General features: G+C 39.4%; 12 protein-coding genes. 5 read left to right on the top strand and 7 right to left on the bottom strand.

Annotated features, from left to right (window positions below; translation table 11 throughout):
• Position 1 precedes the first annotated feature (1 nt).
• Together NLF92_RS02230 and queF are read right to left on the bottom strand one after the other, a co-directional pair.
• Complete coding sequence (locus NLF92_RS02230) at positions 2 to 1,132, bottom strand: GGDEF domain-containing protein (RefSeq protein ID WP_254098426.1); 1,131 nt, start codon at positions 1,130 to 1,132, stop codon at positions 2 to 4.
• 101 nt (positions 1,133 to 1,233) lie between these two features.
• Positions 1,234 to 2,079, bottom strand: coding sequence for an NADPH-dependent 7-cyano-7-deazaguanine reductase QueF (gene queF, locus NLF92_RS02235; RefSeq protein WP_254098428.1), 846 nt, complete (start codon positions 2,077 to 2,079; stop codon positions 1,234 to 1,236).
• Positions 2,080 to 2,265: 186 nt separating this feature from the next.
• Here queF and syd point away from each other — a divergent pair, with 186 nt between their 5' ends.
• Positions 2,266 to 2,808, top strand: a complete 543-nt coding sequence (syd, locus tag NLF92_RS02240) for a SecY-interacting protein (protein WP_254098430.1) — start codon at positions 2,266 to 2,268, stop codon at positions 2,806 to 2,808.
• Positions 2,809 to 2,816: 8 nt separating this feature from the next.
• On the opposite strand, the gene NLF92_RS02245 is transcribed toward syd, so the two are convergent.
• A complete protein-coding gene (locus NLF92_RS02245; RefSeq protein ID WP_254098432.1) occupies positions 2,817 to 3,152 on the bottom strand; it encodes a hypothetical protein in 336 nt (111 codons plus the stop codon).
• Between the two features lie 290 nt (positions 3,153 to 3,442).
• Between NLF92_RS02245 and NLF92_RS02250 the strand changes: the two genes are divergently transcribed.
• Positions 3,443 to 3,829, top strand: a complete 387-nt coding sequence (locus NLF92_RS02250; protein ID WP_254098434.1) for a DUF3192 domain-containing protein — start codon at positions 3,443 to 3,445, stop codon at positions 3,827 to 3,829.
• Between the two features lie 116 nt (positions 3,830 to 3,945).
• Positions 3,946 to 4,599 (top strand): GNAT family N-acetyltransferase, encoded by a 654-nt coding sequence (locus NLF92_RS02255; protein WP_254098436.1) that lies wholly within the window; start codon positions 3,946 to 3,948, stop codon positions 4,597 to 4,599.
• Positions 4,600 to 5,446: 847 nt separating this feature from the next.
• Here NLF92_RS02255 and NLF92_RS02260 read toward each other — a convergent pair.
• Positions 5,447 to 5,767 carry a DUF3301 domain-containing protein gene (locus tag NLF92_RS02260; RefSeq protein ID WP_254098438.1) on the bottom strand — a complete coding sequence of 107 codons (321 nt, stop codon included), beginning with the start codon at positions 5,765 to 5,767 and terminating at the stop codon, positions 5,447 to 5,449.
• A 3-nt stretch (positions 5,768 to 5,770) separates the two neighbouring features.
• Complete coding sequence (locus NLF92_RS02265) at positions 5,771 to 6,799, bottom strand: DUF3549 family protein (protein WP_254098440.1); 1,029 nt, start codon at positions 6,797 to 6,799, stop codon at positions 5,771 to 5,773.
• Between the two features lie 116 nt (positions 6,800 to 6,915).
• Between NLF92_RS02265 and NLF92_RS02270 the strand changes: the two genes are divergently transcribed.
• Positions 6,916 to 7,671, top strand: a complete 756-nt coding sequence (locus NLF92_RS02270) for a pseudouridine synthase (RefSeq protein WP_254098442.1) — start codon at positions 6,916 to 6,918, stop codon at positions 7,669 to 7,671.
• 3 nt (positions 7,672 to 7,674) lie between these two features.
• A complete protein-coding gene (locus NLF92_RS02275; RefSeq protein ID WP_254098444.1) occupies positions 7,675 to 8,121 on the top strand; it encodes a flavodoxin domain-containing protein in 447 nt (148 codons plus the stop codon).
• Positions 8,122 to 8,227: 106 nt separating this feature from the next.
• On the opposite strand, the gene dapD is transcribed toward NLF92_RS02275, so the two are convergent.
• Both dapD and glnD read right to left on the bottom strand, forming a co-directional pair.
• Positions 8,228 to 9,052, bottom strand: a complete 825-nt coding sequence (gene dapD / locus NLF92_RS02280; RefSeq protein WP_254098446.1) for a 2,3,4,5-tetrahydropyridine-2,6-dicarboxylate N-succinyltransferase — start codon at positions 9,050 to 9,052, stop codon at positions 8,228 to 8,230.
• On the bottom strand, positions 9,052 to 11,682 hold the full coding sequence (gene glnD, locus NLF92_RS02285; RefSeq protein WP_254098636.1) for a [protein-PII] uridylyltransferase: 2,631 nt from the start codon (positions 11,680 to 11,682) through the stop codon (positions 9,052 to 9,054). The genes dapD and glnD overlap by 1 nt, the downstream gene beginning before the upstream one ends.
• Positions 11,683 to 11,728 lie beyond the last annotated feature (46 nt).

Consider the following 11,728-nt stretch of genomic DNA (forward strand, 5'->3'; position numbering starts at 1 on the left):
GTTAGCCCATTTGTACTTGGTCACGACCATTCATTTTAGCTTTGTATAAAGCGATATCAGCTTTTGCAAATATCATTTCCACTGGACATGTTGCAAAGGTATGTCCAATCCCTAGTGAACCCGTGATTTTGAACTTCTCATCATTGAAGTTGAAAGATAACTGGCGTAATTTATCTAAAATGTCATTTGCTTTTGTCGCTGCAGCTTCAGGTGTGGTATCCACAAACATCAACAAGAACTCCTCGCCACCCCAGCGACCAACAAAATTAGGGGATTTAACATGTTGTTGTAAAAACTGGGCCACAGATTGTAGGATTTTATCACCTGCGATATGGCCATAGGTATCATTTATTTTTTTAAAATAATCGATATCAAAAACAGCCAACGCCGTACCATTTTTCCTATTTCCAACAGTCAGTATTTCAGAATCAACGGCTTTATCACAAGCCATCCGATTTGGTAAATTGGTTAATTTATCGGTTTGTGCTTGGAGGTTTGCTATCCGTAATTGTTCCGAATAAGCTTGGGTTTGTTCTTCTAGTTGCGCAATTTTATGTTGCATACCCTTGAGTAAAAAGGTCAGTTTATTGGACGCGACTTGTTCCTTTTGATTATGCTGGTCCATACTGGTTTGTACCGATTCAATGTACTCTGACACCTCTTTCTTTAATGTTTCGAGTGATTCTGACGAACTTAACGTTTCATCAATACTCTGGACAGACTGCTGAATTTCTTCATTGAGAAAAGCACGGTTAGCAGATGACGTCTCTGATACTGCAGACAACGAGTCTAATTTGGTTTTAAATTCACCAAATTCCTGCCCAACGGTTGCTAGATAAGCTTGTTCGGTATCGAGTAGTTTTGGGGTTTTACCTGTTCGATAAGCCGTAATTCGTTTGATAGAGGTTTTTAATTTAGTGCGTAAAGCCAATTCATTAGGCGCTTTGTGTACTAAACTAATCAGATCTTGAAAAACACTATCTAAAGTCGGGTACTTACCCAAACACAACTCACTAAGTTGGGTAATAATATTATCTTTGAGGACAAAAACATCGTTTTGTGGCGCTGGTTTAAGCTCACTTTCTTGAGCATCAATTTTTTTGATAGTCGGTTTATCGATGATAGCAGACATGTTGAATGATTCCTTTTGACAACATCTATATATCGACACTTACAGCATAAAGTAAAGTTGATAATAAGTCTTATTTTATTTGTTGCTACAAGCGCATCACGTTATTGTCGTAACGTTCGCAGATCCTCTACGGGCTGTTCAAAATTCGACCTGAACGGATTAATGTCAAGTCCACCTCTTCTAGTATAGCGGGCGTAAACAGTGAGTTTTTCACACGCGCAGTATTGGGTTAAATCCATAAAGATCCGTTCAACACACTGCTCATGAAACTCATTATGCTCACGAAATGAAATTATGTAACGCAGGAGGGCGGCTTGATCAATCTTTGGACCCTTATACTTTATGACAACTGAAGCCCAATCCGGTTGATTGGTTACTAGGCAGTTGGATTTGAGTAAGTTCGAATACAAGGTTTCTGTGACCATCACCTCAGGTTCTTCTACTTTTAGCAGTTTTGGATTTAAAGCATATTCACAGATGCTTATATCTTGTTGGTCGATACACTGACCTGGTAAAGTACTAAACGAACTTAAGTGAAAATCCTCTGGCAGAATGATGGTAATCTGCACCTCTCCTTGAGCACACTCGCTCAAATCTTTTTGCAAAGTCTGTTTTACCTGCTGTGTTGAGGTGAAAACCGAGTTATTAAAGCTGTTAAGATAGAGTTTGAAGGACTTTGATTCAACTAAGTTTTTGGAGAATGCGTCAATCCTACAACGCAAAATGGCAATCTGCGGCAGGCCATTAGGTTGTAACCAAGAAAGTTCATAGCCATTCCATAGATCATTCCCGTGAAAGGGTAAATCATTCCCTGTAAGCGCTAAATCGTCACGATTTAATTGACGAGGTACGGGTTGCAACAACTCAGGGGCGTAAGTAGATTTGTATTCAACAGTTTTACCCAAAGTCAGTGCTTGTATCGCTTGTTTATTTGCATATTCAGGCATGTATTACTCTATTCATGGTTGGATTGGTGCACAGCATTGCTAACAAAGAATGTGCCGCTGGTGTACAATAAAATATCTTTAATCGAGCACAGCAAGTAGTGACTACGCGCTATGTGATGCTGTATACATGATTCGTTAAATAACCAATATGCAATATTATACAGTACAAATACCTAGGAGATCACTATGATGCAACAACAGTGGCAACAATTTGTCCAAACATACGTGAAAAACGTCTCACCCATTATTGAATTTGATAGAGATTGGGTATCTCCTTGCTTAGTAATTGAAAAGGGCGTGCAATTAGATGCACTAGAAAATGGAGCTCAACTAAGATGGATAATGCAACCAAGAACGGCGGCTAGTTTAGCAAATCTAAATGAAGCGTTAGAGTTAGTAGTACCTCCAGCGTTATCAGACTTCTATTGTAGCTGTTTTGCGCATCATTTAGAGGTGCATTTTGCAGGGAAAAATCTCACATTATTACAAATTTGGAATGAGGAAGATTTCCATCAATTACAAGAAAACATCATAGGCCATGTGTTAATGAAAAGACGCTTGCGTCAACGCGATACTATTTTTATTGGTTTTACCGAAGATGATGAAGAAATTATTGCTGTGGATGTTGCTTCCCAAGCGGTGGTCGTTGAACGACTCGGCAAAGAATGGGAAGTGGAGTTAGCACCAGATTTACCAACGTTTATTGACCAACTCATTCCTGCACAATGATCTAATCATTACCTTTCTTTTTGTAGGGCCTGCACCTGAGATTTCAATTCGGCAACATCGACGAGTAAACGTTCTATTTGAGCATTTTGCTGCTGTATCAGAGTCAATAATCCTTGTGGTGATGTAGGGATACTATCTACTTTTGGCGTCGTGGATTCTGTCACTGGAAGGCTTCCTTTGGTCGCACGAGCACCACTTTTGTAAGCCGCTATGCCAGCTAAAATTTGTGGTAAAGGTAGTTTTTCACTGAGTTTTGCTTTCACTAAACCACTCGAAATAGTGAGGCCTTTCGCTTCAATCTGAGCGCATATTTGTAAGATGCTGGTTTGATTCGAAGATGTCATATATACCTTTTCATAGTCGCTGAACTAATTTGTTCCCATTATTTAGCGAAATTCTACACTTTTTAAGTTATTACACCATATTTAAAAATCACCTTTTAAATAAAGCATTTAAAAACAATAACTTATTATTTGGCATGGTGAGTGCAAAGCTATATTACAATATGTCGAGGAACACCGGCTGACATATTGTTTTACCTGACAATGGCGATGTGCATTATGACCAGCCAGTTATTTACAATGGGGCGCTAAATACACAACGATGTGTAATGCGCACAATTTAAGGAGAAAATATGAATTCAAGACTAAAGCTCACATCTGTTGTGGCATTAATGGCAAGTAGTGTAATGCTTGGTGGATGTGTAATCGCAGTCGATGGCGATGATTTTAGGGAAGGTGCTAGAGAGTACTCAGATGCTTGGGAAGACCGTGTACTGAATAATCGCAAACATTTACAAATGCTAAAATTGGATGACACACTCCAAACAGTTAGTGAGAAAATGGGGTCAGCTGATTTTAATGAGGTCATTAAAGTTGGCGAAAAAAGCTATCAAGTGCTTTACTATCGTACGCAACGAGTAGAAAAAGATGGCATCACAACCAAAGATGAATGTACACCTATTATATTCTTGGATCAACAAGTTGTGGGTTGGGGGAATTCCTATTTAGGTGCTCTTTAGCATTGATGCGTCTTGTTCATTACTATGGCCTTAAACAACATTATTTATGCTTTTGTTATTAACTGTTGTATAGTGTTAAATAAATGTTAATTTCGTATTTTAATATGGAGAAGTGTATGCCCTCAAACGCAATCGAATATGACCAAGAAGATATTGATTTTGAAGTCAAGTATCTTTCTTCTGGAGATCTGAAAATTGCGGCTTCTATTCTCTATAATGCTTATTTTCAGGATCCTCTATTTAAAGATATTTTTAAAGTAGACGAAGAAGGTTATGAAATGCGGTTGCGTTCTGCGATCCGCGAAGAATTACATGTGTTTTGGGAAGCAAAGCAACCAATGTTAGGTGTATATCGATCATCATCATTGGTTGCCGTTACTTGTCTAATTGGTCCTAATCCTGATTTTGGTCATGGACGTTATTGGCATTGGCGCTTGCGTATGTTGTTGACGGCTGGTTTTTTGGGTACACAAAATTTACTCGCCAAAGAAAAGCATGTTAGAGAAAATCTACCGACACAAAATTGTCACATGATTTCTTTCATTGGCGTGCATCCTCAGCATCAAGACCAAGGGATCGGTCATATTTTGTTGGCAGGTATCAATGAAATTATTCATCAGGATCCTTCATCCGTTGGTGTTGCTGTGTATGTGACCTTAGAAAAATGTTTGTCATTTTTTGACGATGGTGGGTTTAAACACATCAAACAATTACAGACTTCAGGCATAACTGGACGAATTATGTACAAAAGCATGAGGGAGGCAGAGTAAATTGTGATTTCTTATGTAAGAAATCTCCTACAGTGATGTAAGCTAATGCGTTTTTTTTATCCCCAGATTGCTCACAATTCATATAACTCATTGTTTTATATCAGTTAAAGTGGATCACATTTTTTTTATTCACTGATAAATTTCCAATTATTTTATATTCTATAATGCAGCTCAGTATAAAACCTATACTATCTATCTTGTCACTCAGGAACACGACTGTCAGGAAGACATCAAGGACAAGCTGCAAAGCAATAGTGTTTAAAGGATTAGAGACTAGCAAGGACTCAAGGTTGAAATGTAAAGTTTTGGACAAGCCATACGGTCATATTATCTCAGGATGAGATTCTACAAAGGATACAGGATTGACTTGCAATAGTCATTAGGACAAGCCTTCGGGCAATAAAATATCAGGATGATATTTTTTCAAGGACACAGGATTGACTTGCAATAGTCATGAGGACAAGCCTTCGGGTAATAAAATATCAGGATGATATTTTTTCAAGGACACAGGATTGACTTGCAATAGTCATAAGGACAAGCCTTCGGGTAATAGTTATGCATGGAAGCTAGACTGAACAAGGACAAAGGAACAGGACAATGGTCATGATGACCATATGGAACAATTCCAGGATGGAAGTAGGTTGTAGTATGGATGTACAACTTCGGACTGGATTCAAGGAAAGGGACCCGTGGATGGAGTCGCGGCCAGCTTAGGAAGAGTTGGATAAAAAGGAAAGGGGCGTATAAGGAAGTTAATCGGGATGATTATTGTAGCAAGGGAACGCTGAGAAGGATACTCGAAATCACGAAGGCAGTTATTCATTTAACTGCCTTTTTTTATGTCCAATTACACATCTTCATTAATGCGATACGCTGGTAAATCAATCTGTTTAATCTTGCCCTTGTACACAGAAATAATCCCCTCATAAGCAGTTTCTTTATCGCCAGAGAAACAAAATGAATATTCAATTAAGCCGACTTTTTTATCATTTTTAGGCCAAAAGGTGATGTTTTTACGTGCGATACTGATAAATTGTAAATGATGATTTTGGCAATATTGTTGAGCAAATTGCCTGACACGCTCCGCATTCTCTCGAATGCGCCAAAACCATACTGTGAGCGCACAAAATATGACGATTAGCAAAATTTCTAATAGGGATATTGCCATCTGCTATTGCTCTAATATGGATTGGAGTTTCGTTAAAATAACAGGAGAAGCTGTTTTTTGATGGATGAGTCCCAATAAAACCGGCCTAACATTAGGTAATTGTACTAAATCCTGATACAAACCAATAAACACATCATCTTCACAATGGGTTAAATGTACTAAAAATCGATCCAAATCATTAGGGGTGGCAGACAATGCATTCATCCAGCGTGCACTTAGGAGGATGAGTGTATCCACTTCTAGGGATGGAAGAGCTAAAATATGTTTTAAGTATTTAACCTGTAATTCTAGGGAAGCTTGGGCCAAAGCTCTTATACATAAATGTACCTGGTCAGTATATGTCGCATAATCAGCAATAAAATCCTGTAGTTGTTTGGCAATAGTTATCGCCAGCGGTTTATGTAATTCACAGTTTTCCAAACCCTCGAACAGCATTTTTAAGACGGGGCCATGTAATTGTCCTAAGTGCTTGTTTAGTAATGGATAAATCTCAGGGGATGCGTGCCTGATGGTGAGTTCAGCGATACTTTGCACACTGAGTGTTTGCCAGTCTACTTTCATTGGTTCTGCGATATAAGCCAGAGCCGAAGTTAAGTCAGTAGCGGGTAAGTCTAGTTGAACTTTGGCCAGAGCGGAAAAATGCGCAAGCTGGGTTTGTGTCGGTGTGAAAGTAAAAGGATTGTCGCCAAGTTCCCCATTTTTCTCCTCAGATAAACCTAAATCAGCGCCTAGTGCCTCAACGACTTTCTCCAAGAACATATTTCGAGCAGCTTGATTGAGTAATCCTCTTTCATCTAGTGGTAGTTTTAAAAACCAAATGAATTGTTGGTCAGATAAATTCGGATTCCAAAAAATACAGCCTAGCCACATATGTTGCTGCCGCGGAAAAGGGACGGCTTGTCTTTGATACTCGATTTCTAAAAACGTTTGTTCTGTCAAAGTACGCAGACCACGACCCATATCAATGATCTTAAATTGAGAACCTGCTGCATGTAAAAATTCACATATTGAGTTGATCGTAGGTTCAGACATAAATGACCCCAAAGAATAAAAATAGTCATTATACTCATGCCATAAAGAAACGCTATATCGATGAAACCCCTCTGTGGTAATATCCGTACAGAATTTGTTATTTTAAGGCTGGTTACATGTCAGAAGAAGCAACTAATACGCCTGAGATCTTACCAATACTGTATCAAGATGAAGCGTTGGTTGTCGTCCATAAACCCAGCGGTTTATTAGTGCACAAAAGCCTGATTGATAAGCATGAGACTCGCTATGCTATGCGTATTATCCGAGATCAGATTGGTCAGTATGTGTATCCCGTTCATCGTTTGGATAAACCCACATCAGGTATTTTAGTGTTTGCTTTGTCAAGTGATATTGCGCGAGTAGTCAGTCAGCAAATTGAAGCTAAACAGTGGCATAAGGAGTATCATGCATGGGTACGAGGCTGGTTGAAAGACCAACATATTGACTATGCTTTAAAAGAGAAACTTGACAAAATAGCTGATAAAATGGCCGATCAAGATAAAGCAGCCCAAGTAGCACAAACAGATGCTAGTTGTTTACGGCGTTTTGAAATCCCTAAAGCGACAGGGCGTTACGCTTCTACTCGGTGTAGTTTTGTAAAGTTAATCCCACACACAGGGAGAAAACATCAGCTAAGAAGGCACTTAGCACATGTTAATCATCCCATTTTGGGAGATACTACGCATGGTGATGGTAAGCACAATCAATTTTATCGAGATGAGGGTGACTTGCACCGTTTGGGTTTGGCTCATACCCGTTTAACAATGATACATCCTTTGACGAACGCGCCTTTAGTTATAGAATGTCCATTATCTGAAGAGCTTCAGAAATTTTCGAAATATCTTGAAGCTTTTGCAATTTTAGAGGAATAGTAAGTGGCAAATATCGGTATTTTAGTAGGTTCAGTTTATGGCAATGCACAAAATGTTGCTGAGCAAGCTGCAGAATTTTTAACGAATAATGGCCATGAGGTTATTACTGAGACAGATCCTGACCTGGGTATTTTGGACGATCATGATGCAATATTTGTGGTTACGTCGACCACCGGTATGGGAGATGTGCCGCCAAATTTGGAACTTTTCTTTGCTGATGCAAAAGACTTAATGCCAATGCAAACAGGCAAAAAGTTCGCAGTTGCTGCATTAGGCGATAGCTCTTACTGTGAATCGTATTGCGGTGCAGGAAAGCAGTTTTTTGCATTGTTGAGCGACCTCCAAGGTGAACCTATTCAACCGTTATTAGAAATCGATGCTATGGAAACATTTGAACCAGAAAAAGATGTTTTAGCGTGGCTAGAAGAGCACCATGACAAATTTAATTAAAGACTAACTAACCAGCGTTTAGTTATGTCTTAATTGACATTGGTTTTATTCCAACAACAAAAAAGGAGCCCCTAGGCTCCTTTTTAATTAGGTGTAAACCTAATCTTTATTCAGCATCACGAAGTAGGGCATTGATACCTACTTTAGCACGTGTTTTTGCATCTACTTTTTTCACGATAATCGCAGCATACAAGCTGTAGTTGCCACATTTACTTGGTAGAGAACCTGATACGACAACAGAGCCTGCAGGAACACGACCATAGTGGATTTCACCCGTTTCACGATCATATATACGAGTCGACTGACCGATGTAAACCCCCATAGAGATGACAGCGCCTTCTTCGACAATGACACCTTCTACGATTTCAGAGCGTGCGCCAATGAAGCAGTTGTCTTCAATGATAGTTGGATTCGCCTGTAATGGTTCAAGTACACCACCAATGCCTACACCACCAGATAAATGGACGTTTTTACCAATTTGTGCACATGAGCCAACAGTTGCCCATGTATCTACCATAGTGCCTTCGTCAACGTAGGCACCAATATTTACGTAAGAAGGCATGATAACTGCGTTTTTACCAATAAATGTAGCAGTTCGAACTGCGGCTGGGGGTACAATACGCACACCTTCTGCGGCGAATTGTGCAGCAGTATAGTCAGTATATTTTAAAGGAACTTTGTCAAAATATTGCGTTTCAGCGCCATCAATAATGTCATTGTTGTAACAACGAAAATATAATAAGACAGCTTTTTTGAGCCATTGATTAACGACCCATTCGCCATCAATTTTTTCAGCAACGCGAGCTTCACCACTGTTTAACAAGGCGATGCTTTGGTCTACAGCTGCTTTGACTTCTGCTGTTACTGTACTAGGTGAAATAGTGTCTCTGGCATCAAATGCCGCTTCGATTGTTTGTTGTAAATCGCTCATTATGAATGGTTTTCCGATTGATCAAGTTGCAAAATAATCTGCTTTTTTAAAGCAAGCTGTAATTCTGTATTCAATGCTTGGTCGAACTCGTCACTGACAATAAATATATCTTCAGCACGCTCCCCAATAGTTGAAATTTTAGCAAGTCGTAAGGTGAGGTTGAAATCAACAAATATGTGGCCAATTTCAGCAAGTAGGCCTGGTGCATCCAAGGCTTCTAATTCTATAAGTGTCGCATCATCTGAGGCGGAAAAGAACCGGACTTTAGTCGGTACGTTTAATTGCTTCAAGCGACGAGATAATTTCCGGTTATTATCATGTTTAACGGTTGGTTTTTCAAGTTGTGTTTGGATCGCGTCTTCAATTCGCTTGAGACGCTTGTCATTTGCTATTTTTTCATTTTGTCCATCTGTCACAATAATGCTATCAAACACATATTTATCCGGTGTTATTGCAATATGCGCGTCAAGTATTGATAAATTACTACTATCAAGCACAGAGGCTATTTGGGCAAACATTGCAGGCCGATCTTTGCCATAAATGAGTAATTCACTCCCTGCCTTGGTAGTATCGTTAGACATTTTTATCAACCAAGAGTCAGCGTTTTGTGCCGTGTGTTGCAGAATAACCGAAGTGTGCCAAGCAATTTGCACAGGTTTAAACCGAGTGAAATAACTATTGTCCAAACGTTGCCATAATTCAGAAATAGCCTCAGCAGAATGCTTTTCGACTAACAATTCTCTAGCATCTGTTTTATTTTGTTCTGCCCGCTCAAATAGGGTGACTTGGCACTGCAAGCCATTTTCTAACGCATTAGTGGTTAGCACATATAATTCTTTTAGGAGTGATGATTTCCAATCATTCCACAGATTATCATTGGTAGCTCGAATATCAGCTAGAGTGAGTGCGTATAGCAGATTTAAGTGATTCGTTGACTTCACGGTAGAGGCAAAATCATTAATGACTTCAGGATCATATATGTCTCGACGTTGCGCCACCACTGACATGAGTAAGTGTGACTCAACTAACCAACTAATCATGGCGGTATCATCAGAACTTAAACCATGCTTTTCACCAAATTCAATGACATCAGCCGCACCTAACTTAGAATGGTCTCCACCTCGACCTTTACCTATGTCATGGAAGATACCAGCAATAAATAGTAGTTCAGGTTTATCCAAATTTTTAACAATGTTGCCACAGCGAGGGAAGGCTCTATTCAATGGAGAAAAATAATGCGCAATGAACTTCACTAGGCGATAGGTGTGCTCATCTACTGTATATGCATGGAATAAATCAAATTGCATCATGCCTACAACGTTGTCCCATTGTGGCAGGTAGGCTTGTAATATCCCATGAAGATGCATGATATCCCAACCTAAATTGAAGAAAGCTGGATTCTTCATAAGGCGCATAAATGCTTCTCTACAGGACGGATATTCTACCCAATAGGCAGAAGAAAATTCTCTACGCGCATTGCGCAACAGTCGAATACATTCGAAATCTAAACCTTTTGAATCAGGTGTATTGGCCACTAACTCTAAAAATGTAAATACATCTTCAGGCTGTTTAAACACGTGCTGATGACGTGGGGATATTTTATCTTCACATAGCACAAAATCATCATTGAGTGTTCTGCCTGAAGAAACCGAAGTGTTGAGGATATCAACTTTAAACCGTTGCAAAAGCATCGTATTTAATTCGGTCACCCGACGCACGATACGGAAAAAGCCCTTCATCATGTTTTCGACGGACTTTTTATCTGAATCATTAAAGCCCAGTTTATGTGCAACATCTGCCTGATAATCAAACAATAATCGGTTTTCGCTACGACCAGCAACCAAATGAAGTGCAAACCGAATGCGCCATAACTGACTGCGACAGTTAATCAACTCTTGGTGTTCTTGTTCTGTGAAGTAACCGTGCCCGACAAGTTCGTAGCCGTCATACTCTTTAAAATGTTTCTTGGCAACCCAACCGATAGATTGAATATCCCTTAAGCATCCAGGGTTTTCTTTGACGTTTGGCTCGAGATTGTACGAGGTATCATTGAATTTGCTATGACGTTGTTTTTGTTCTTCGTATTTGGCACTAAAGAAATCCTTACTAGACCAAACTCTTTTATGATTGACCTTTTCTAGCATGGCAGCAAACAATGTTTCACTGCCGATTAAACAACGAGACTCCACTATATTAGTTGCAACGGTGATATCTAATTTGGCTTGTTCCACACAGTCTTTAATCGTTCGAACTGCTTGACCAACATCTAAGCGGCAATCCCATAATAAAGTGATAAAGGCGGACACTTTGTCACCTACAGCAGGCTTCAGTGTCTTTTTACTGAGGATAAGTAAATCAATATCGGAATAGGGTTGTAACTGACCACGACCATAGCCCCCTACAGCGACGAGAGATAAGTCAGGGACGTCTTTGAGGCCACTTAGTGTCCAAGCATGAGTAAGTAACGTGTCAACAAAATCGGCCCTTCCAGTGACTAAATCATCAACTTGTGTTGATGAAAAACTGTCATTTAGCCAAGTATAACAATCTTGCACACAGCGTTTAAAACTTGCGATATCAGATAAATCTTGAATTGCGGTGACATTTTTTTGGAGTGTCTGTAAATCCATTTGAATCAGATAATTTAAAGAGGAAGTATCTACAAGATTAGCGTGT

The sequence above is a fragment of the Opacimonas viscosa genome (assembly GCF_024199005.1).
Taxonomy (GTDB): domain Bacteria; phylum Pseudomonadota; class Gammaproteobacteria; order Enterobacterales; family Alteromonadaceae; genus Opacimonas; species Opacimonas viscosa.

Excerpts from the sequence above, each read along its gene's own strand:
- NLF92_RS02255 (WP_254098436.1), top strand. The coding sequence starts at position 3,946 with ATGCCCTCAAACGCAATCGAATATGACCAAGAAGATATTGATTTTGAA.
- glnD (WP_254098636.1), bottom strand. The coding sequence starts at position 11,682 with ATGGATTTACAGACACTCCAAAAAAATGTCACCGCAATTCAAGATTTA.
- NLF92_RS02270 (WP_254098442.1), top strand. The coding sequence starts at position 6,916 with ATGTCAGAAGAAGCAACTAATACGCCTGAGATCTTACCAATACTGTAT.
- syd (WP_254098430.1), top strand. The coding sequence starts at position 2,266 with ATGATGCAACAACAGTGGCAACAATTTGTCCAAACATACGTGAAAAAC.
- NLF92_RS02250 (WP_254098434.1), top strand. The coding sequence starts at position 3,443 with ATGAATTCAAGACTAAAGCTCACATCTGTTGTGGCATTAATGGCAAGT.
- queF (WP_254098428.1), bottom strand. The coding sequence starts at position 2,079 with ATGCCTGAATATGCAAATAAACAAGCGATACAAGCACTGACTTTGGGT.
- NLF92_RS02230 (WP_254098426.1), bottom strand. The coding sequence starts at position 1,132 with ATGTCTGCTATCATCGATAAACCGACTATCAAAAAAATTGATGCTCAA.
- NLF92_RS02245 (WP_254098432.1), bottom strand. The coding sequence starts at position 3,152 with ATGACATCTTCGAATCAAACCAGCATCTTACAAATATGCGCTCAGATT.
- dapD (WP_254098446.1), bottom strand. The coding sequence starts at position 9,052 with ATGAGCGATTTACAACAAACAATCGAAGCGGCATTTGATGCCAGAGAC.
- NLF92_RS02260 (WP_254098438.1), bottom strand. The coding sequence starts at position 5,767 with ATGGCAATATCCCTATTAGAAATTTTGCTAATCGTCATATTTTGTGCG.
- NLF92_RS02265 (WP_254098440.1), bottom strand. The coding sequence starts at position 6,799 with ATGTCTGAACCTACGATCAACTCAATATGTGAATTTTTACATGCAGCA.